Genomic DNA, 19,585 nt, shown 5'->3' with positions numbered 1-19,585 from the left:
GGGGGAGTGGATGGACTTCATTTCGAGTGTGACGCAGGCGGCAACGCAGGCGAGCATCGCGTCCGAACGTGTTCGGCACGTGGTGCGCGTGTTCGATCGGAACCGGAGCGCGAGTCAGAACACGGTCGACGTGCTGACGAAGTTGGCGACGGGAAACCTTACGTCGGCCGCTGACCTGCTGCGTGGGGCAACGAGCCTGCTGTCGGTCGCCGGTGACCTGAGTCCGCAGATCGGCACGGTGATGCGCAGTTTCTCGGCAACCGGTGCGGCCGTCAGCGGCGTGCTGAAGATGATCGGGGGCGTCAATCACCCGTTGATCCAGTCAGCCGCGCAATCCGTCATGGGCGCGTTGGGCGATGCGAAAACGCAGTTCACCGCATTGGTCGGCGAGCAGACGATGGGGGCGCTGAAGTCGTTCGCGCAGACGACGGGCCTGAGTTCGGTTCTCTCCGGCCTGTTCGACAGCGCGACGTCTTCCACCCCTCATCTGCTGACGCTATCAACGGATGACGGGGACGCGTTTCACTTCGGGCTGTCAACGGCGGCGTACGACAAGCTGCGGCGTTCGACGCGCTTCAAGATCGCTTCGCAGGAGCGCTTGAATCGCGAAGAGGCGCAGCAGCCGGTGAGTCAGGGCGGCGACACGATCACGCTGTCGGGTGTCGTGTTTCCGTCGCTCGGTGCCGGTTTCCGCCAGTTGGAAACGTTGCGCGCGATCGGCGCGAAGTTGAAGCCGGTGCAACTGACGGCCGGCACGGGCGACGTGCTCGGACGCTGGTATCTGCACAGCGTCGACGAAGAGCAGGAGGCGCTGATGTCGGACGGTGCGCCGCGCAAGCAAACCTACAGTCTGGAGTTTGGCCGCTATGGCGAAGATTTTGCGAACCTCTGACGGGGACATCCTGGACTCGCTTTGCTACGCCCATTACGGGACGTTGAAGGGCACCGTCGAGGCCGTGTACGAAGCCAATCCCGGCCTCGCGCGCGAGCCGCAGCCATTTCGGTCCGGTGTCTTGATCGCGATGCCGGATCTCGACACGCCGCGCGACGAACCGATTCAGCTCTGGTCGTGAGGGAGGGACGATGCAGGCAATTTTTCAGGTCGTCGCGAACGGCGACGACATCACGCGCGTGATTCAGGACCGCGTGCTGCGGATTCAGACAACCGACAAGCCGGGCCTCGAAGCGGACGAATGCGAGCTCGAGCTGGACGACCGGGATGGCAAGGTCCGATTCCCACCGAAGGGCGCGACGTTGAAGATCTCGCTCGGATGGGAAGGGCAGGGGCTGTCGATGCTCGGCGAGTATGCCGTCGACGAGATCGTGCTGCGCGGTCCGCCGGCGACGATCATCATCCGCGGCCGACCGGCCAACATGCGCGCGACGTCGAAGACGCAGCGCAACGGTAGCTGGACGAACGTGAAGCTGGCCGACATCGTCGGCGACGTCGCACGGCGCAATAAATGGGTCGCCGCGTGCTCGGTCGACGCAGCGATTCCGCGTGCGGATCAGTTTGGCGAAAGCGACCTGCATTTCATCACGCGTATCGCGCGGCAGTACGGCGCAACGGCGACGGTGAAGGCAGGCAAGCTGATCGTCGGGCCGATCGGCGGCGGCAAGAGCGCGAGCGGCAAGCCGCTGCCAGCGGTCACGTTGACGCCGGCCGATCTGACGGACTACGAGATCTCGTTTCCTGATCGTGCCAGCTTCGTTGCCGTACGGACGAAGGTACACGACAAGAAAACGGGGAGGAAGGTCGACCTGACGATCCCGAATCCGGACGCACCGCCGGGAGCCGCCGCTGTACATACCGAGCGCCACGCGTTCGCCAGTCCGGAGGCGGCCAAGGCGGGCGCGAAGTCGCGTCTGGAGAAGCTGAACCGGCACACCGCGCGCAGCGTGCTGCGCATGAAGGGGCGCACGGACATATCGGCCGAGAAGACCGTGAAGCTTTCCGGCTTTAAGCAGGAGGCAGACGGCGATTTTCTGGTCGATTCCGTCCGACACACCTATGCCGGTAACGGGTGGGAGACGTCGGTGGAGCTGAACGCCGGCAACAAGGGGAAGGCGAAGGTCGGCCATCGCAAGAAGCCGACGAAGAAAGTCGACCTGGTCGTACCATCGCCGCCGAAGTAACACGCGAGCGTATCAATTTCTGGCAGCCGCCTCGGGGCAACCCGGGCGGCTTTTTTATTTTCAGCGGGGGTTTGATGGGTGATGAAAAGCAGGAGGGGCTGGCCGTCCAGATCGCGACGTTGACGCAGCAGATGCGCGCCGTCGCGGCGAGCGTCGAGGACATCAAGCGATCGGTGCAGCCGTTCGCGGATCTCGACCGGCGGCTCGCGGAGATGGCAGTGCGAGCGGAGACGACGCGAGAGGACATCGGACTGCTGTGGAGTCGGTCGCGGGCGGAAGAGCGTGCTCGCGGCGAGCTGGCCGACGAGATCGCCGACGTCGATCGCAAGGTCGACGCGATGAAGAACAAGGCGACGGGCGCGATGTGGGTGCTCGGTGTGTGTCTCGGTGTGGTGCAGACGTTTCTGGTCGGTTCGATCGTCTGGGTCTTCACGCACATCAACGAGGGCGATGCGCTCAATCGTCTGCAGCAGCAGCGCATCGATTTACTGGAACAGGCGGTGAGCCGGGGAGGGAAGCAATGAACGTAACGGCGAAGATTGACGCGCTGATCGGGCGCGAAGGCGGGTTCTCGGACGATCCGAACGATCGCGGCAATTGGTATCTCGGGAAGCTCGAAGGAACCATGTGGGGTGTGACGGCCGCCGAAGCGCGCGCGTACGGATACACGGGGCCGATGAAGGACATGCCGCGCTCGACGGCCGTCGCGATCTACGAGTCGCGGTACTGGCGGCGTCCGAAGTTCGACCAGGTCGACGCGATCTCGTCGACGCTCGCGGAAAAGCTGTTCGACATCGGCGTGAACACGGGGCCGCCGACGGGCATCAAGTTCATGCAGCGGGCGCTGAACGTGCTGAACCAGAACGAAAAGACGTTCCCGGATATCTCGGTCGACGGCGGCATCGGCCCGATGACGATCACTGCGCTGAAGGCGTTCCTGCAGCAACGCGGGGCGGACGGGCATCGCGTCCTGTACGGCATGATCGCCGCGCAGCAGTCGGTGTTTTACATCGAGGCGGCCGAGCGCCGGCCGGAGAACGAGAAGTTCGAGTACGGCTGGCAACTCAACCGCGCACTGGGGGTGTGACGATGCTCGACATTCTGAAGACTGTTGCGCCGTGGCTGGTCACGGCGCTGACCGGCGGTGTGCCGGGTATCGCGGCGATGGCCGCGTCGACGATCGCGGACAAGCTTGGCTTCGGTGACGGTTCGGTGGACGCCGTGAAGGCAGCGCTGGCCGGTCAGTCGGTGACGCCCGAGCAACTGCTTGCGTTGAGGCAGGCCGACGCGGAGTTCGAGCTGAAGATGCGGCAGGCCGGTTTCGAGCACGCGGAAAGCATGGCGGGCATTCAGGTGCAGGCCGACAAGGTCGCGGCCGACGATCGCGCGAGCGCTCGCCAATACGCTGCGGCCGAGCACGACCACACGGCGCGGAACCTCGCCTACATGTACACGGTGGCGTTGTTCGTCGTGATCGGGCTGGAGTTCTATCTGGCCATCGGCGAGATCAAGATGCCCGACGTCGTGAAGAGCACGCTCGACACGCTGCTTGGCGTGCTGATCACGATGGTGATCGGCTCGAAGGAGTACTTCTTCGGCTCGTCGTCGCGAGCGGACAAGCAGGCGGACCGCATCACGCAGTTCGCCGTGTCGCCGGACATCACGGTGACGGGCGGGGCGGTCGATCCGAAGGTGATCGCGTCGGTTCCGATCGAGCATCGGACGCCGTGACGGCTGCGATGCACTGAAGAAACAGGGCGACCGGGAGAATGTTGGAGCATTCGCCCGGTCGCCTTTCCACTGTCTACGCCAGTGAATCAGCCAAGGCCCTGCTACCTACCGGTAGGCGGGCCGGATTCTACACCAAGTTCAGAAACGGCTTTCACAATGGCAAATCCCATCATTCCTTGGATCGGCGGCAAGCGCCGTTTGGCAGATCACCTGATCCCGCGTTTCCCGGCGCACGACTGCTATGTCGAAGTGTTCGCGGGCGGGGCGGCGTTGTACTTTCTGCGGCCGCCGGCCAAGGTCGAGGTCATCAACGACGTGAACGGTGAGCTGATCAACCTGTATCGCGTCGTACAGCATCACCTGGAGGAGTTCGTGCGTCAGTTCAAGTGGGCGTTGACGAGCCGGCAGGTATTCGAATGGCTCAAACAAACGGTCCCGGAAACGCTCACCGATATTCAGCGTGCTGCGCGGTTCTACTACCTGCAGAAAAGTTGCTTTGGCGGGAAGTTAGAGGGGCAGACCTTCGGAACGCGAACCGAACATCCGCCGGGCCTGAACCTGCTGCGGCTTGAGGAAGATCTGTCAGCGGCTCACTTGCGGCTCGCGAACGCGTATATCGAGCGGCTGGATTGGGCTGCATGCATTGATCGATACGACCGCCCGCATACGCTGTTCTACTTGGACCCCCCGTATTACGAGACGGAAGGGTATGGCGTTGCGTTTCCATTTGGCGAGTACGAGAAGATGGCGCAGCGCCTGCGGTCGCTCAAAGGGCGCGCGATCGTGAGCCTCAACGACCATCCCGACATTCGGCGCGTGTTCGACGGATTTCACATCGAGACTGTACCAATCCAGTATACGGTAGGAGGTGGCAAGGGCGTCGAGCGCAACGAGCTGATCATCTTCAGTTGGGACGACGCGACACACCCTGTGGGACTTTTCTGACCAATCCATGCTGACCGTACGGGCTGCTTTGTCCCGCGCGCCCCGCGCCGCGCGGGCCTTCGCAATGGCCCACCAGCGACGTTCTCCGGCCACCCGTCTGATTGCCTGCCGCATCGGTGGTCTTGAGCGTAGATCGACCAAGCTTTACCAGATACCATACAGTGCTGCGTTGTGGTCGGGGGAGCCTGGCGCATTTTGCGCCGATGCGGCATATTTATGGTATGGATCAAGAGCCAAGACCCGAGACTATTTGAAACTGTGTGTCAATGCAAAAAGTTCGAGAAAAAAAGCAACCCACATTTATCGACATATTTGCCGGTTGTGGCGGGTTAAGTTTGGGGCTCATGCAGGCCGGCTGGAAAGGGCTTTTCGCTATTGAGCACGATAAAAATGCGTTTGAAACGCTGCGTCACAATCTTCTTCAACGTCAGCGGACTATTAAATTTTCGTGGCCAAATTGGCTGCCAAAAGCGCCGCATGATGTTACCGAAGTTCTAGCGAATCATCGTGAAAGACTTCTCGCGCTCTCTCGAAAGGTCGACATGATTGTAGGTGGTCCGCCGTGTCAAGGATTTTCCTCCGCCGGGCGCCGTGATCCGAGCGATCCGCGTAATCGATTGGTCAATGCATATATCGAGTTTGTTCGTCTTGTGCAGCCGAAGGTTGTGTTAATTGAGAACGTTCGAGGTATAACGCAGGATTTCGAAGATGAAAGCGATCCAACGGGTAAAATAAATTACGCAAGATGGATTGTATCCGCGCTTTCATCGGAGTACGTGGTGTCGACGCGCATGCTCGATACATCGTCTTTTGGTGTGCCGCAAAAGCGTCATCGGTTTTTTATTATTGCTATTAGAAAAGACTGGTCGAAGAAAAATGTGGGAAATCCATTTGATTCCGTTGATCGTATTCGATCTCATTTCTTAAGGGAAAAAGGGATAGGGAATGTTCCGGTGTCAGCGAAATCGGCGCTCTCCGATCTCGAGATTCATCGAAATGGTAAAATCGACAGTCGTGATACAGTCGGATTCGAGGATATTTCGTACAAGTCTCCACTGACAGCGTATCAGAAATTAATGAATTGTCAGGCGAAAGAAGGGGTCACTGATACCAGATTGGCGCGTCATGGCCCGGATATTGTTGCTCGATTTAGGAAATTGATTGAAATATGTCACGCTGATGGGCGGCTAAATGTGTCTATTTCACCTGAATTGCGGGCGAGTTTTGGGTTGCGAAAATGTGCTATCAGGGTTCTTGATCCTGAAAGTCCTTCTCCGACGATTACTAGTATGCCGGACGATTTAATTCATTACTCTGAGCCGAGAACGCTTACGGTCCGGGAGAATGCTCGCCTGCAGAGTTTCCCAGATTGGTTTGCATTTAAGGGGAAGTATACGTCAGGAGGAGAAAGGCGCCGCCGTGAAGTGCCGCGATATACGCAGGTCGCCAACGCCGTTCCGCCGCTAGTGGCTGAGGCAATAGGCCTCGCATTGAAGGCCCATTGCTTTGGGGTGGATTAACTCTCCTTCTGACTCAATGCGCGATGCAGGTCTTCGAACATCTCCTGGTTTTTCAGGAGTAGTATTCGCAGATCTCGCATTTCATCGTTCGTCAGTTCTTCGCCCTTATTGTTGATAAGTTTTCTTGAGAATCCCTCGATCACGACGCGAACGTGAGCGAGGGTGTTGCGTTTGGGCACGACATTGCTTACGTATTTTGCTATTTCTTTTTCAATCTCGAGCTGTTTTCCGTGAATTTTTAGTATTTTTCTCAGCAAATTTGTTCGATCGGTGCTGGTATAGACTGCGTGATTTTCGAAAAGGTCTTTGACGTGCTTCAGCGCGCAAATTTCTTCCGTGGTTGTATCGAATCGTTCTTTAATTTCAGCAACTCTTTGGGTGACGAGTTCAAGGATGGCTTTTTGCGTAGCTTCATCGCTTGAGTCAAACATCAAGACGAGGCAGTCATTAACGAAGTGGTCGATATCACTCGTTGCACCCATGACCAGTCCCCGTGAGTGGTCTATATCGAGTACTTTTTTAATTAATGTTTTGAAGATTCCGTGTGCGGCGTCCGGTAAATCTTCGCGATTGGAAAGGTAAATTCCTTCAACCTCAGCTTTTTCAAGAATGGTGCGAAGATTGTTTGCCTGTGCGGAATAAAAAACCACATCTTTGTACGGCAATAATCGACGGACTTCTTGGAGTCCTCTGTCTCCGTTCGGACCGGATCCGAGATTGTAATCCATTAGAATTAAATCTACGTGATCTCCAAAGATATCGTCGGAGAGGTAGTGGGTGGCTTTGTCGACGCTTGTCGCAAACTGTACTCTTAAGCGGAATCCCTCGGCGCGGATCAGGCGTTCGATTTTTTCCCTTTGTGATTGTACTGCGCCCTGTTGGTCTTCGACCCAAAGAACGTTGAAGTCAAGTCTCATTTTGAAATCCGAATATAAAACTGCGCCCCGCGCTGACCTTCAATCCTAGCCGCTTCAATGGTTCCGTTCATCTCTCCAAGAACCTGACGGACGTGATATAGCCCTAGTCCTGAGCCATCTGTTGTAGTAAACCCTTTTTCGAAAATTTGATTTAGATCGTCGATATTCTTCTTAAATCCTGATCCATCATCCGACATGTGAATGTGTATTATGTCTTTTTCTGGATGGGAGATATCGAAAACAATATGTCTGGCATGTTGCTTGCGCGAATTGGCAATCAGATTATCGACGACAACAGATATGTCAATTGGTTTGAATGAGCGAGCAAACCGCTTCCCATCTGTCTTTACTTCTAATGATATTGGTCGACCATGTAGGAAATCGCGCGCAACGCCAGTGACATATTGTTGGATATACTCTCCTATGTCGGCATGAATTTGTTCCGCTTCGAGTCTGAAGTTCGCTTTCGTGGCGAACTTCGAAACCCCCATTATTTTTCTATTTAGTAGGGCGATTCGTTCGAGTGCGTCAATGACGTCTCTAGGTGAGACTGTGGGTTGATCTGAAATGCCGACGATGAAATTTTCAATTTGCTGTTGTATGTCGACAGCATAAATTGTTACTTGATGGTGTAGATTTAGAATCGTATCGGTATCGAGCGTCGAGATCGAAGTAAGAAATAAATTTCGCTTTCGTTCTTCTTCGAGCTTCTCACTAACTTTTGTGACTAATGTCTCCGCTGTACTTGCGCGAGCCTGTGCAGCTTCTTTTGCGGCACGTTCCTCGTCTGCTTGTCTGCGTGCATTTTCTTCTGACCGTCTAAGTTCTTCAAACCGTTTTTCGGCAGCCTCAATGCTGCTATAGAGATTTCGGTCTTCAGTTTTTTCTGCGATTGCTCGTAAATTGACCAGTGAGTTTTCAAAATGAGCTGAACGCTCATTGAGCAGGCCTATGATGGTCTTGCTGTAGTCGAGAAGTTCGATCTCGGCATTGTCAACGATTTTTGCGACGGCCAAAGTAACACGGGCCCGTCCAGGGTCAGTCATAAGGCGCGATACGTCGCTTGTGTTTTTATCTTCTTTATCGACGAATGTGACCGGAACGACGTAGCGCTCAAGTCGCTTAAGGCAGTGGTCTTGGAAGCACTCACGTAACTGCTTGGCTGCAGGCGTTTCAATCAGCCCCGTATTACGACTAGAGGCCTCCTGAAAGTCACGATCTTCACCGAATACATCGATTCTGCCGATGACGTCGCGGGTCCCGAGGAATCGGGCGTAGCCTTGCTGTTTCCGCCGATCCATTCCAAACCAATCATCCCCGACCTCTCCGATAGGGTAAACGCGGAAACCATTTCGAAAGAGAAACACCGAGCCGAACTGAACGGATGGTACGCCCATTCTTCGTGCAAAGGTCGTTTTCGCAGACTGATTTAAAAAATAAATCTGGCACTTAAAACCGGAGCGTAAGAGAAGGGGGTAGGGATTTGGTTCTCGAATGCGATATATCAATTCCCCTCGGTCAATAAGGGTACTTTCAATTTGATCCCGATCGTTTAAGATCGCGACATCGAGGAATGTCGTCTTTTCTTGAAGTGTTGAGAATATAAAATTCCCGACCTCACCGTTAACGAGCGTGTTGGGAGGCGGGTCTTCGCCCTTTTTCTCGGCAATTGCTTGAGCGGCGAGATCTTTTTGAACTTCTTGAGGTGCAATGATTGTGATGCCGAACCCGTCTGCGTGTGCTCCAAACGGGTTAATTAATTTTGCCAGGGCAGATTTTAGCCGGAGAATGCTTTCTCTGTCCCATGCCCTTCTGGTATCGCCAATCGATATGACAGTGCCATGTGGTGGGGGCGGGATTTCAGCTGGAAGTTGAAAGCCATCCGATAGTGTTGTGTACTTAAGGTCAATGCTTTCGAAATGGGCGAGGTGATCGATGTCAAATAGATCCCAGTCGACAAAAACTGAATGCACTGAGGTTGTGCTTTCGCTTCTTGGTCTTGTCTGAAGGTGTACTGTTCGTCCGAGACGGTCGGACGAAAATCGACCGATACCTTTGCTTCCTGCATAATTTCTCCGCTCAGCGATATCATCGCGAAAATCGCTTCTTTGATTTGCGTGACGCTTTGATGAATAGGCAACAAATAGCCATTTGCTACGAATGTCTTCATACGACATCCCGGTGCCATTGTCGGCAATAACAATTGAGGTTTCGTTAAAGTATACGACTACGTGAGAGGCGTTTGCGTCGAAGGAGTTTTTTACTAGCTCAAATATTGCGACTTCGTCGTCGGTGATTAATTCGCTTCCGAGAACACTTTTTAAGCCACTGCTCACGTCGAAGTGAAGCTCGTCGTTGCTTGATCTTTCATCCATGGCGGTCTGTTCATAATTGCAGGCTCAAGGCATTGTTCTTGCGCCCGCCAGGCGGGAAGCTGAAGAGGCCGTCCTGCGTCGTTTGTCATGTGGTTCGCCCGTATTCTATCTTGCCCGCGACAAATATTTGGCGCGGGATGCTAGGTGGGATCGTGGCCGAACGTTGGCCTACTTCGGAAGAGTTCGACTCTCGCTGCCGGGAGTGCCTACGCCGTGCGGCTGTTGATACTATGGCTTTTTCCTAACGATAGGCGGGGCGCGTCAGGACTTTGCACAGATTACAACGAATGTAGGTTATATCGTTGCGACCTCTTGTCTGGGATCCACCTTGTTCTACTTCCAAGGAGGCGTTGGCGCGAAGCCAAAGTGCAACCCTGGGCGAGCGTTGCCTAAATCCGTCAACGTAGGTTGTGGCGTAGCCTTTTGATTTGAGTATCAACAGCTAAGACGCAGGTACTAATGCCTCATTGGTCATTGGATAGGGGCGCTTACGGTACCCCCGTCTTGACGTGCTTCTTCCTCGACGGCGTCGAGCCAGTTCGCCCACGCTTGCATCATCTCTCGACGCTCCGGTAAGTACTTCGCATGATTGTACGTCGAGCGAGTCCTGTCCTTGTCCTTATGCGACAACTGCATTTCAACGACTTCGTCCTTCCATCCCATTTCATGGAGGTTCGTCGACGCTGTTGCCCGAAAGTCATGGCCGGTTATAGGTTCGGGGTTATCCGGAACCATGTAGTCGATCGCCCGGTTGATCGTTGCGCGACTCATGTGTGGGCGCTTTCGATTGCTATGCAGAATCGGCAAGATATACCCGTGATGTCCGTACATCTCCTGCAGCTCGCGCAGCAGTTTCAGAGCTTGTTTGGGAAGGGGAACGATATGCAGGCGTCGTGATTTGATTTTTTCCGGGGGCACCTTCCATTCGGCGGTTCCTAGGTCGATTTCTTCCCATCGCGCCCGGCAAAGCTCGATCGTTCGTGGAAACAGCATCATCAGCAATCGAATCGCAATCGCGGTTCGTCTGCTCTTGTAGGTCGGAAGTTGGCGAAAGAGCTTCTTGAGTTCTTCACGGCTCAGCGCCCGCGCATTCTCTGTCGGCGGTTTCAAGACCGAGCCACGCAGCACCGATGCGGGATCTGTATCGGCTCGCAGTGTGATCACCGCATACTGGAACACGTTGGACACGTACTGGCGCAGTTTGATTGCTACGGAAGGGGAGCCCCGCTCTTCGACTCGACGCATCAAAGCAAGCACATCATGAGCGGTAACAGAGCGCATGGGGCGGTTCCCGATGAACGGATACGCATCGGCTTCGAGCATGCGCAGAATCTCGCCAAAGTGCCGCTCGGTCCAAGTCTTCCGCTTCTTCTCCAGCCACTCGTCGCTGACTGCGCGAAAAGTTGCTTTGCCTTCGTTGATGCGCGCCGACAGCACTTCCTGCCGCGCATGTGACGGGTGTAGTCCCTTCTTGACGAGTTCGCGGGCATCGTCACGCGTCGCGCGCGCGTCTTGAAGGCTGATCGTGGGATATTCGCCAATCGCGAAGACGTTTTCCTTCCCGGCAATCCTGTACTTGTAACGCCAGAGCTTGGAGCCGGACGGCTTCACCAGCAGATACAGTCCATTGCCGTCGGTAAGTTTGGTAGGCTTGTTGCCTGCCTTCGCTTGTCGGATCTTGATGTCGGTAAGTGGCACGGTAAAAAAGGGGTATCGTCTCTGAATGGTCGAAATGATACCCCCTTTTATACCCCCTTTTTTCTCGGCTGGACACGATTTCAGGCGAACGTAAGCGAACGGTGAAAGGGCGTGCAATGCCCAACTGGTAAAGGGTTAAGGCAATTCGCCGAACCATCACGAACAGGAGCGAACGAAGTGATCAGACATATCGTCATGTGGAAGTTGAAGGAATCGGCCGCAGGCGCGACGCGCGCACAGAACGCGCTGAAGCTGAAGGAAAAGCTCGAAGGCTGCCGCGACCTCGTGCCGGGCACGCTGCAGATCGACGTCGGCGTGGCGACGCCGGGCCTCGATGCGACCGCCGACATCGTGCTCGTCTCCGATTTCGCCGACAAGGCCGCGCTCGACGCATACCAGGTGCATCCGGTTCACCAGGAAGTGAAGAAATTCGTCGTCGCGGTGGCCGAATCGCGCGAGTGCGTCGACTACATCGTCGACAACGCGTGATGAGCGACGCGGCAACCCCGACGGAAGGCCCGTCGATCGAAAGCCCGTTCGTCGATCTGCTCGGCGTGCAGCTCGTGTCCGCGAAGGATGGCGCGAGCGAGATCGTGCTGCCGCTCGAGGAGCGGCACATGAACACGTGGAGCATCGCGCACGGCGGCGTGACGATGACGCTCGCCGATATCGCGCTCGCGATGGCGGCGCGCAGCCTGACCGACGACGGCGTCGGCGTCGTCACGGTCGAGATGAAGGTGAACTTCATGCAGCCGGGCCGCGGCGAGCTGCGCGCTTACGGGCGCGTGATGCACCGCTCGACGACGATGGCCTACTGCGAAGGCGAAGTGCGCGACAGCGACGGCAATTTCGTCGCGAAGGCGCTCGGCACGTTCAAGTACATGCGCCGGCTCGCGGTCGGCCGGGACATCAAGCGGCAACGCTCGCGCACCGCGCCGGATGCGCAGCCCGGCCCGAGCGACGCGTAAGCATCCGCCACGCACGGCCCTGTCTCTTCGATGCGGCAGGGCCGTTTCGTTTTGGAGCACGGGATAACGGTACATGGCACGGCGCGCCTGCCCGGCGCGCGCGTGGCATCATGTGACGCTTGTCCGTTCACGACGCCGCACCGGCGCCGTCCACACCGATGCCGCTGAATCCGAAGATCGCTCAGGTGCTCGACATGATCGAGCGCGCGAAACGCCCGTCGTATCACCATCAGACGCCGCAGCAGGCGCGTGCCGCGTACGAGAAGAGCGCGCCGATCCTCGACGTCGCGCCGGCGCCGATGCATGCGGTGGAGGAATGCGTCGTACCGACGCGCGACGGCCGCACGATCGGCGCGCGGCTGTATCTGCCGGTCGCGCCGAGCCTCGCGGAGCCGCTGCCCGCGCTCGTGTACTACCACGGCGGCGGCTTCACGGTCGGCAGCGTCGACACGCACGATGCGCTGTGCCGGATGTTCGCGCACGACGCGCACTGCGCGGTGCTGTCGGTCGGCTACCGGCTCGCGCCCGAACACAAGTTTCCGACCGCGGTGAACGACGCGGACGACGCATTGCAGTGGCTGCATCGCGAGGCCGCCACGTTCGGCATCGACGCCGCGCGGCTGGCGGTCGGCGGCGACAGCGCGGGCGGCACGCTCGCGACGGTCTGCGCGGTGCTCGCGCGCGACGCGGGCATTCGTCTTGCGCTGCAGCTGCTGATCTACCCGGGCGTGACGGGCCACCAGGACACCGAATCGCACGCGCGGCTCGCGAGCGGCTACCTGCTGACGCAGGACACGATCCAGTGGTTCTTCACGCAATACGTGCGCGATCGGGCCGATCGCGACGACTGGCGTTTCGCGCCGCTCGACGGTACGCGCGGCGCGCCGTCGTTCGCGGGTGTCGCGCCGGCGTGGATCGCGACGGCCGAGTACGATCCGCTGAGCGACGAGGGCGCCGCGTACGCGGACAAGTTGCGCGCGGCCGGCAACGCGGTCACGCTGGTCTGCTATCCGGGGATGATCCACGAATTCTTCAAGATGGGCGGCTACGTGGCCGAGGTACGGGCCGCGCATGCCGATGCGGTCGCGGCGCTGAAGGCCGCATTCGACGAGGTTTGACGGCGAGCGCCTGACGGTGCGCACGCTGCGGGAGGATGGCGATGACGAACGGCGTGGGCAGCGTGGAAACGGGCGACTGGACGGTACTGGGCGGCGACGCTGCGCGGATCCGCGACGCGGTGTTCGTGCGCGAGCAGCAGATTCCGCCGGAATGGGAACTCGACGACGACGATCCGCTGTCGCTGCATGCGGTCGCGTACCGGACCGACGCGGCGACCGGGATGCGCCGCGCGGTCGCGACGGGGCGGCTGCTGCCGTCCGGCACGATCGGCCGCGTCGCGGTGCTGGCCGACGTGCGCGGGCAGGGCGTCGGGTCGGCCGTGCTGAATGCGCTGCTGGACGCCGCGCGGCGCCGCGGCGAAGCCGTCGTGCGGCTGTACGCGCAGGATTCGGCGGTGTCGTTCTATCTGCGGCACGGCTTCGCGGCGGTGGGCGAACCGTTCGTCGAAGCCGGCGTGCCGCACGTCGAGATGGCGCGCGCGCCGTAGCACGCCACGCGTGCGTTCAGCGCGGGCGCGCCGCGTCGATATCGAACGTGAACGCGCGCTCGAACGCGCCCGGGCGCACGGTGCGGTGCGAGCCGTCGTCGTCGCTGCGCTCCTTGACCTCGACCGTCAGCCGCACGCCTTCCTTCATCGTGACGCGCAGCGCGGTCGTGCCGCGCGTGCCGTATTCGGGCGTCTCGATGAACGCGGCCGACAGCGCGCGCTCGCGCTCGATCGGAATGCCCGTGTGCGGCAGTGCGTCGTCGTCCGCGACGTGCGGGTCGCGCATCAGCGCGATCAGTTCGTCGAGCGACGGGGTCGGATTGTCGGTGAGCAGCGTGCCGAGCTCCGCGCGCTTGCGCACCACTTTGGGCCAGGGCGTATCGAGCCGTGCATTCGACAGCGCATGCACGCCCGGCTCGATCGCGACGGGCGCGGCGACCCGGCTTTCGCCCTCGGGCGCGCGGTTGCAGAACCATGCGAGTTCGCGCCGGCGCCAGTCGCCGACGAGCAGGTTGAAGCCGTTGTAGACGGCCGCATGCTCGGCAAGCTGCGCGAGATAGTCGAGCGGCGCGACCGGCGTGCCGCCGAGAAAATCGGATACCAGCTTGCCGCGGGTCGGCGCGCCCGCGCGGATGTCGAACGGCGCGCGGTAGTTGGTCAGCGCGGCGAAGCGGCCGTCGCGCGAGACGCCGAGCCACGTGCCGCCGGCCTCGAGGTCGCGGCCGGCCAATACGCCCGGCACGTCTTCCCACCACGAGAGCGGCGCGCTGGTCCGGCGAAAGAACTCGTCGCGATTGGCCACGAGGGTAAAGACGGGACCGGCGGCGGCATCGGGCTGCCAGTCGAAGGCAATCAGACACATCGGGCGAATCTCTCGCAGGAAACGTCGCGGGCCGGCTGCGACTCGCGAGCCGGCGCGCGAACGGGTTGTCGGTGCATCAGGCTTCGGTCGGCCACGCGTACGGCAGCGCGTCGAACGCGAGCGCCGGGCCATCGGCCGAACCGAGGTGCACCGTGCCGCTGTCGAGCGCGGCGAGCTTGATCTCGACGAGCGCGTCGACGCCGCCCGCCGGCGCGGCCGCCGCGTTGACGATCATCCCGCACGGCTGGCCCGGATCGTCGCTGTGGAACAGCTCGACGCCGGCATGCACGGTATCGGTCTCGCCGGCGACGTGCGCGAGCGCGGTGCGGCGCTTGATCGTGCCGCGGTACTGGCTGCGCGCCACCACTTCCTGGCCCGGGTAGCACCCTTTCCTGAAGTTAACGGCACCGATCACGTCGAAGTTGACCATCTGCGGCACGAACTGTTCGACGGCCGGCTGCGTGATGCGCGGCTCGCCCGCGCGAACGTCGAGCCAGTCCCACACGGCGGGCGACACGACGGGCAGCGTGCCGGCGAGCGCGGCGACGCGCGCGTCGACTTCGGCGCGCGGGCCGATCCACACATAGCGCTTGCGGCCGGCCGCATCGGGCACGCGGATCAGCGCGCCGGCCGGGCCGTCGACCTTCACGTGCACGCCGTCGGGCAGCGCATCGAAGATGCCCGACAGCGCGTCGCGCACGTCGCCCGCGAAGCCGGCCACCGCGAGCGTGTCGCTCGCGTCCGTCAGCTTCGCCTTCGCGCGCAGCACGAACATCGACAGCCGCTTCTGCACGGCCGGCTGCACGTCCTTCGACACGAGCAGGCGCACGTCGTGGCCGGCGCGCCACGCGAGGAACGACGCGAGCAGTCGGCCCTTCGGCGAGCAGTACCCGGACAGCCGCGCGCTGCCGGCATCGAGATGCTCGACGTCGTTGGTGAGCTGGCTGTGCAGGAACGTCGCGGCGTCGTCGCCGGCCACGTCGATCACGCCGAACTGCGGCAGCGGCATGCAGGCGGCCGGCGCATCGAAATCGGCGGCCGACGGGCGAGGGAAAACGGGGAGCGAGGCGGATGCGGCCTGGGCAGCCGGTGAAGCGAACGGTGTGCTCATGGAATGAGGGAACAGTCAACCCTGACTTTGACGGAGGCGAGCAAGTATTATATGGGTCTTACCTGAGTCACGTTTCCATGTCCCTACTGAAGAAATGCGCCGCGACGATCGTGGCGCTGGCCGTCGTTGTGGCCGCTGCCGGCGCGGGCGGCGGGTATTACTGGGCGACCCGGCCGCTGTTGCTGGGCTCGGCATCGCTCGACGTCACGATCAAGCCGCGCAGCAGCGTGAAGAGCGTCGCGCTGCAGCTCCAGCGCGGCGGCGTGCCGGTCGAGCCGTTCGCGTTCGTCGCGATGACGCGCGTGCTCGGGCTGTCGAGCCGGCTCAAATCGGGCAACTACGAATTCAAGACCGGCATCACGCCGTATGACGTGCTGCAGAAGATCGCGCGCGGCGACGTGAACGAGTACGTCGCGACCGTCATCGAAGGCTGGACCTTCAAGCGGATGCGCGCGGAGCTCGACGCGAACCCCGATCTCACGCACGCGACGGCCGGCATGAGCGACGCCGAGCTGCTGCGCGCGATCGGCGCGCCGGAGAGCGCGGTGCAGCGCGGCAGCGGCGAGGGGCTGTTCTTCCCCGACACCTACCTGTTCGACAAGGGCACGAGCGACCTGAACATCTACCGGCGCGCCTACCGCCTGATGCAGGCGCGCGTCGACGAGGCCTGGGCCGCGCGCACGCCGGGGCTGCCGTACAAGTCGCCTTACGAAATGCTGACGATCGCGTCGATCGTCGAGAAGGAAACCGGCCATGCGGCCGATCGCGCGTTCGTCGCGGCCGTGTTCGCGAACCGGCTGCGCATCGGCATGCCGCTGCAGACCGATCCGTCGGTGATCTACGGGCTCGGCGACGCGTACGACGGCCGTCTGCGCAAGCGCGACCTGCAGGCCGACACTCCCTACAATACCTACACCCGACGCGGGCTGCCGCCCACGCCGATCGCGTTGCCGGGTGTCGCCGCGCTGCAGGCGGCGATCAATCCGGCCCCGACGAGCGCGCTCTATTTCGTCGCGAAGGGCGACGGCACGAGCGTGTTCTCGGACACGCTCGGCGACCACAACAAGGCCGTGGACAAGTACATACGAGGTCAATAATGGCGAGCGGTAAATTCATCACGTTCGAAGGCATCGACGGGGCGGGGAAGACCACCCACCTGCAATGGTTCTGCGAACGCCTCCAGGGCCGGCTGGCCGCGGCCGGCCGGCAGGTCGTCGTCACCCGCGAGCCGGGCGGCACGCAGCTCGGCGAGAAACTGCGCGAAATCCTGCTGAACCAGCCGATGGATCTCGAGACGGAAGCGCTGCTGATGTTCGCCGCGCGTCGCGAGCACCTCGCGCTCGTGATCGAGCCGGCGCTCGCGCGCGGCGACTGGGTCGTGTCGGATCGCTTCACCGACGCGACGTTCGCGTACCAGGGCGGCGGGCGCGGGCTGCCGCGTGACAAGCTCGAGACGCTCGAGCGCTGGGTGCAGGGCGGTTTCCAGCCCGATCTCACGGTGCTGTTCGACGTTGCGCCGCAGGTGGCGAGCGAGCGTCGCGGCGCCGCGCGCATGCCCGACAAGTTCGAAAGCGAATCCGATGCGTTCTTCTCGCGTACGCGCGCCGAATACCTGCGGCGCGCGGAGGAGGCGCCGCACCGCTTCGCGATCGTCGACGCGACGCGATCGATTCCCGAGATCCGCCAGCAGCTCGAACGCGTGCTCGCCGCGCTGTAACCCGCAAGGAACGCACCCCATGATCTATCCGTGGCAAACCGACGACTGGAACCGCCTGCAGCAACTGCGCGCGCAATGGCCGCATGCGTTGCTGCTGCACGGTCAGGCCGGGATCGGCAAGCTGCAGTTCGCGCAGCATCTCGCGCAGGGCTTCCTGTGCGAATCGCCGCAGCCGAACGGCGAGCCGTGCGGCGCCTGCGCGGCCTGCAACTGGTTCTCGCAGGGCAACCATCCGGACTACCGGATCGTGCTGCCCGAGGCGCTGGCGGGCGAGGCGCCGGGCGCGGCCGACGACGCGAAGCCGGCCGACGCGGACGAAGGCGGCAAGAAGACGCGGGCGCCGAGCAAGGAAATCAAGATCGAGCAGGTGCGGGCGCTGCTCGACTTCTGCGGGGTCGGCTCGCACCGCGGCGGCGCGCGCGTCGTCGTGCTGTATCCGGCCGAGGCGCTCAATGTCGCCGCGTCGAACGCGCTGCTGAAAACACTGGAGGAGCCGCCGCCCGGCGTCGTGTTCCTGCTCGTGTCGGCGCGCATCGACCGCCTGTTGCCGACGATCATCAGCCGCTGCCGCCAGTGGCCGATGACCGTGCCGGCGCCGGAGGCGGCCGCCGCGTGGCTCGCGGCGCAGGGCGTCGACCACGCCAGCGCGCTGCTCGCCGAAGCCGGCGGCGCGCCGCTCGCCGCGCTGGCGCTCGCGAGCGACGAGAATCGCCCGCTGCGCGACTACACGCTCGGGCAACTCGCGGCCGGCGCGGCGTGCGACCCGTTCGCATGCGGCGAGACGCTGCAGAAGCTGCCGGTGCCGCTGGTGCTCGGCTGGCTGCAGCGCTGGCTGTACGATCTGCTCGCGCAGCGGATGGCCGGCGCGCCGCGCTACTTCCCGACGCACGCGGCCGCCTTGGCGCGCTGCGCGGAAGCGGTCGACGCGAACGCATTCGCGCGCTTCATGAAAGCCGTGACGCGGCAGCGGACGGTCGAGAACCATCCGCTCAACGCGCGGCTCGTATTCGAGGAATTGTTTCTCGGATATCGGGAAATGTTCGCTTGATCCGGCATTGTTTCCGATGGGTTGCGAAACGATGAACGGGTCCCGCTGCGGCGCGGCCGTGGCCGCCCGGCCCGCGCACGTCGCCCGGTGCCGCCAGCCGGCGGGCGCATGAGCGCCCGTCTCACGTATTCAGGAAACACGATGTTCGTCGACTCTCACTGCCACATCAATTTCAAGGGCCTGGCCGACCGCCTGCCGGCCGTTCTCGAGAACATGCGCGAGCACGACGTCACGCATGCGCTGTGCGTGTCGGTCGATTTCGAGACGCTGCCGGACGTGCTCGCGATCGCCGAAGCGCACGACAACGTGTACGCGTCGGTCGGCGTCCATCCCGATCACGAGGACGCGCGCGAGCCGACGCTCGCGGAGCTCGTCGAGCTGGCCGCGCACCCGAAGGTCGTCGCGATCGGCGAAACCGGCCTCGACTACTACCGCCTCGAAGGCCGCTCGATCGCCGACATGGAATGGCAGCGCGAGCGTTTTCGTACGCACATCCGCGCGGCGAGCGCGACGATGAAGCCGCTGATCATCCACACGCGTTCGTCGTCGGAAGACACGCTGCGGATCATGGCCGAGGAGCGCGCGGACGTGCCGGGCGGCGTGATGCACTGCTTCACCGAGCCGTGGCCGGTGGCCGAGCAGGCGCTCGCGCAGAACTTCCATATCTCGCTGTCGGGCATCGTCACGTTCAAGAACGCGACCGACGTGCAGGACGTCGCGCGGCGCGTGCCGCTCGACCGGCTGCTGATCGAGACCGACTCGCCGTACCTCGCGCCGGTGCCGTATCGCGGCAAGCCGAATGAACCTGCGTACGTCAGCCATGTCGGACGCTTTATCGCATCCGAGCGCGGGATCGCCGTCGAGGCGCTCGCCGATGCGACGACGCAGAACTTTTTCCGGCTGTTCAAGATCGCCCGCTAACGACGCGCGCGCAGCCGACAACCCAGGGAA

Annotated in this window: 21 protein-coding genes; 16 read left to right on the top strand and 5 right to left on the bottom strand. The window is 61.3% G+C overall.

Annotated features, from left to right (window positions below):
- The first annotated feature begins 10 nt into the window (after positions 1-10).
- The 8 genes from LGM42_RS07270 to LGM42_RS07235 all read left to right on the top strand — a co-directional run bounded on the left by LGM42_RS07270 (position 11) and on the right by LGM42_RS07235 (position 6,332).
- Positions 11-892 (top strand): phage tail protein, encoded by an 882-nt coding sequence (locus LGM42_RS07270; protein ID WP_226231883.1) that lies wholly within the window; start codon positions 11-13, stop codon positions 890-892.
- Positions 867-1,073 carry a tail protein X gene (locus tag LGM42_RS07265; RefSeq protein ID WP_226231882.1) on the top strand — a complete coding sequence of 69 codons (207 nt, stop codon included), beginning with the start codon at positions 867-869 and terminating at the stop codon, positions 1,071-1,073. Before LGM42_RS07270 ends, LGM42_RS07265 begins: the two co-directional genes overlap by 26 nt.
- 10 nt (positions 1,074-1,083) lie before the next feature.
- Complete coding sequence (locus LGM42_RS07260) at positions 1,084-2,136, top strand: phage late control D family protein (protein WP_226231881.1); 1,053 nt, start codon at positions 1,084-1,086, stop codon at positions 2,134-2,136.
- A 119-nt stretch (positions 2,137-2,255) separates the two neighbouring features.
- A complete protein-coding gene (locus tag LGM42_RS07255) occupies positions 2,256-2,660 on the top strand; it encodes a hypothetical protein (RefSeq protein ID WP_226231880.1) in 405 nt (134 codons plus the stop codon).
- Positions 2,657-3,223, top strand: a complete 567-nt coding sequence (locus LGM42_RS07250) for a glycoside hydrolase family 108 protein (protein ID WP_226231879.1) — start codon at positions 2,657-2,659, stop codon at positions 3,221-3,223. The genes LGM42_RS07255 and LGM42_RS07250 overlap by 4 nt, the downstream gene beginning before the upstream one ends.
- Before the next feature lie 2 nt (positions 3,224-3,225).
- On the top strand, positions 3,226-3,867 hold the full coding sequence (locus LGM42_RS07245; protein ID WP_226231878.1) for a hypothetical protein: 642 nt from the start codon (positions 3,226-3,228) through the stop codon (positions 3,865-3,867).
- Positions 3,868-4,023: 156 nt separating this feature from the next.
- Positions 4,024-4,812, top strand: a complete 789-nt coding sequence (locus LGM42_RS07240) for a DNA adenine methylase (protein ID WP_226231877.1) — start codon at positions 4,024-4,026, stop codon at positions 4,810-4,812.
- A gap of 266 nt (positions 4,813-5,078) precedes the next feature.
- Positions 5,079-6,332 carry a DNA cytosine methyltransferase gene (locus LGM42_RS07235; protein WP_226231876.1) on the top strand — a complete coding sequence of 418 codons (1,254 nt, stop codon included), beginning with the start codon at positions 5,079-5,081 and terminating at the stop codon, positions 6,330-6,332.
- Here the strand turns inward: LGM42_RS07235 and LGM42_RS07230 are convergent.
- The 3 genes from LGM42_RS07230 to LGM42_RS07220 form a co-directional block, all read right to left on the bottom strand.
- Entirely contained in the window at positions 6,329-7,249 is a 921-nt protein-coding gene (locus tag LGM42_RS07230) for a hypothetical protein (protein WP_226231875.1), read from the bottom strand. The genes LGM42_RS07235 and LGM42_RS07230 overlap by 4 nt on opposite strands.
- Positions 7,246-9,624, bottom strand: a complete 2,379-nt coding sequence (locus LGM42_RS07225) for an ATP-binding protein (RefSeq protein WP_226231874.1) — start codon at positions 9,622-9,624, stop codon at positions 7,246-7,248. The genes LGM42_RS07230 and LGM42_RS07225 overlap by 4 nt, the downstream gene beginning before the upstream one ends.
- Before the next feature lie 471 nt (positions 9,625-10,095).
- Positions 10,096-11,322: a tyrosine-type recombinase/integrase gene (locus tag LGM42_RS07220; RefSeq protein ID WP_226231873.1), complete on the bottom strand. Its 1,227-nt coding sequence runs from the start codon at positions 11,320-11,322 to the stop codon at positions 10,096-10,098.
- Between the two features lie 177 nt (positions 11,323-11,499).
- Here LGM42_RS07220 and LGM42_RS07215 point away from each other — a divergent pair, with 177 nt between their 5' ends.
- From LGM42_RS07215 to LGM42_RS07200, 4 genes are all read left to right on the top strand, one after another.
- On the top strand, positions 11,500-11,811 hold the full coding sequence (locus LGM42_RS07215; protein WP_060316552.1) for a Dabb family protein: 312 nt from the start codon (positions 11,500-11,502) through the stop codon (positions 11,809-11,811).
- Positions 11,811-12,290, top strand: a complete 480-nt coding sequence (locus LGM42_RS07210) for a PaaI family thioesterase (protein WP_006483907.1) — start codon at positions 11,811-11,813, stop codon at positions 12,288-12,290. The genes LGM42_RS07215 and LGM42_RS07210 overlap by 1 nt, the downstream gene beginning before the upstream one ends.
- A gap of 158 nt (positions 12,291-12,448) precedes the next feature.
- On the top strand, positions 12,449-13,408 hold the full coding sequence (locus tag LGM42_RS07205) for an alpha/beta hydrolase (protein WP_226232041.1): 960 nt from the start codon (positions 12,449-12,451) through the stop codon (positions 13,406-13,408).
- Between the two features lie 41 nt (positions 13,409-13,449).
- Positions 13,450-13,896, top strand: coding sequence for a GNAT family N-acetyltransferase (locus tag LGM42_RS07200; RefSeq protein ID WP_226231872.1), 447 nt, complete (start codon positions 13,450-13,452; stop codon positions 13,894-13,896).
- A 16-nt stretch (positions 13,897-13,912) separates the two neighbouring features.
- Here LGM42_RS07200 and LGM42_RS07195 read toward each other — a convergent pair whose 3' ends face one another.
- Positions 13,913-14,758, bottom strand: coding sequence for an NRDE family protein (locus tag LGM42_RS07195; RefSeq protein WP_059585242.1), 846 nt, complete (start codon positions 14,756-14,758; stop codon positions 13,913-13,915).
- 76 nt (positions 14,759-14,834) lie between these two features.
- Positions 14,835-15,869, bottom strand: coding sequence for a YgfZ/GcvT domain-containing protein (locus tag LGM42_RS07190; protein ID WP_226231871.1), 1,035 nt, complete (start codon positions 15,867-15,869; stop codon positions 14,835-14,837).
- 77 nt (positions 15,870-15,946) lie between these two features.
- Here LGM42_RS07190 and mltG point away from each other — a divergent pair, with 77 nt between their 5' ends.
- From mltG to LGM42_RS07170, 4 genes are all read left to right on the top strand, one after another.
- On the top strand, positions 15,947-16,966 hold the full coding sequence (gene mltG, locus LGM42_RS07185) for an endolytic transglycosylase MltG (protein ID WP_059585244.1): 1,020 nt from the start codon (positions 15,947-15,949) through the stop codon (positions 16,964-16,966).
- A complete protein-coding gene (tmk, locus tag LGM42_RS07180) occupies positions 16,966-17,586 on the top strand; it encodes a dTMP kinase (RefSeq protein WP_006478605.1) in 621 nt (206 codons plus the stop codon). Before mltG ends, tmk begins: the two co-directional genes overlap by 1 nt.
- A gap of 19 nt (positions 17,587-17,605) precedes the next feature.
- The gene (locus LGM42_RS07175) at positions 17,606-18,634 is read left to right on the top strand and encodes a DNA polymerase III subunit delta' (RefSeq protein ID WP_059585245.1); all 1,029 of its coding nucleotides are present in this window, start codon (positions 17,606-17,608) and stop codon (positions 18,632-18,634) included.
- A gap of 141 nt (positions 18,635-18,775) precedes the next feature.
- Positions 18,776-19,555, top strand: a complete 780-nt coding sequence (locus tag LGM42_RS07170) for a TatD family hydrolase (protein WP_226231870.1) — start codon at positions 18,776-18,778, stop codon at positions 19,553-19,555.
- The last annotated feature ends 30 nt before the right edge of the window (positions 19,556-19,585 follow it).

This window comes from Burkholderia sp. AU39826, from assembly GCF_020419965.1.
Lineage (GTDB): Bacteria > Pseudomonadota > Gammaproteobacteria > Burkholderiales > Burkholderiaceae > Burkholderia > Burkholderia semiarida.
Note: the sequence above shows the minus strand (reverse complement) of the source record. Positions and strands in the feature narration are given on the sequence as shown.

What these genes read in the sequence shown, in the direction of transcription:
- LGM42_RS07270 (WP_226231883.1), top strand. Translation starts at nt 11, where the DNA reads ATGGACTTCATTTCGAGTGTGACGCAGGCGGCAACGCAGGCGAGCATC.
- LGM42_RS07265 (WP_226231882.1), top strand. Translation starts at nt 867, where the DNA reads ATGGCGAAGATTTTGCGAACCTCTGACGGGGACATCCTGGACTCGCTT.
- LGM42_RS07260 (WP_226231881.1), top strand. Translation starts at nt 1,084, where the DNA reads ATGCAGGCAATTTTTCAGGTCGTCGCGAACGGCGACGACATCACGCGC.
- LGM42_RS07250 (WP_226231879.1), top strand. Translation starts at nt 2,657, where the DNA reads ATGAACGTAACGGCGAAGATTGACGCGCTGATCGGGCGCGAAGGCGGG.
- LGM42_RS07245 (WP_226231878.1), top strand. Translation starts at nt 3,226, where the DNA reads ATGCTCGACATTCTGAAGACTGTTGCGCCGTGGCTGGTCACGGCGCTG.
- LGM42_RS07240 (WP_226231877.1), top strand. Translation starts at nt 4,024, where the DNA reads ATGGCAAATCCCATCATTCCTTGGATCGGCGGCAAGCGCCGTTTGGCA.
- LGM42_RS07235 (WP_226231876.1), top strand. Translation starts at nt 5,079, where the DNA reads ATGCAAAAAGTTCGAGAAAAAAAGCAACCCACATTTATCGACATATTT.
- LGM42_RS07230 (WP_226231875.1), bottom strand. Translation starts at nt 7,249, where the DNA reads ATGAGACTTGACTTCAACGTTCTTTGGGTCGAAGACCAACAGGGCGCA.
- LGM42_RS07225 (WP_226231874.1), bottom strand. Translation starts at nt 9,624, where the DNA reads ATGGATGAAAGATCAAGCAACGACGAGCTTCACTTCGACGTGAGCAGT.
- LGM42_RS07210 (WP_006483907.1), top strand. Translation starts at nt 11,811, where the DNA reads ATGAGCGACGCGGCAACCCCGACGGAAGGCCCGTCGATCGAAAGCCCG.
- LGM42_RS07205 (WP_226232041.1), top strand. Translation starts at nt 12,449, where the DNA reads ATGCCGCTGAATCCGAAGATCGCTCAGGTGCTCGACATGATCGAGCGC.
- LGM42_RS07200 (WP_226231872.1), top strand. Translation starts at nt 13,450, where the DNA reads ATGACGAACGGCGTGGGCAGCGTGGAAACGGGCGACTGGACGGTACTG.
- LGM42_RS07195 (WP_059585242.1), bottom strand. Translation starts at nt 14,758, where the DNA reads ATGTGTCTGATTGCCTTCGACTGGCAGCCCGATGCCGCCGCCGGTCCC.
- LGM42_RS07190 (WP_226231871.1), bottom strand. Translation starts at nt 15,869, where the DNA reads ATGAGCACACCGTTCGCTTCACCGGCTGCCCAGGCCGCATCCGCCTCG.
- mltG (WP_059585244.1), top strand. Translation starts at nt 15,947, where the DNA reads ATGTCCCTACTGAAGAAATGCGCCGCGACGATCGTGGCGCTGGCCGTC.
- tmk (WP_006478605.1), top strand. Translation starts at nt 16,966, where the DNA reads ATGGCGAGCGGTAAATTCATCACGTTCGAAGGCATCGACGGGGCGGGG.
- LGM42_RS07175 (WP_059585245.1), top strand. Translation starts at nt 17,606, where the DNA reads ATGATCTATCCGTGGCAAACCGACGACTGGAACCGCCTGCAGCAACTG.
- LGM42_RS07170 (WP_226231870.1), top strand. Translation starts at nt 18,776, where the DNA reads ATGTTCGTCGACTCTCACTGCCACATCAATTTCAAGGGCCTGGCCGAC.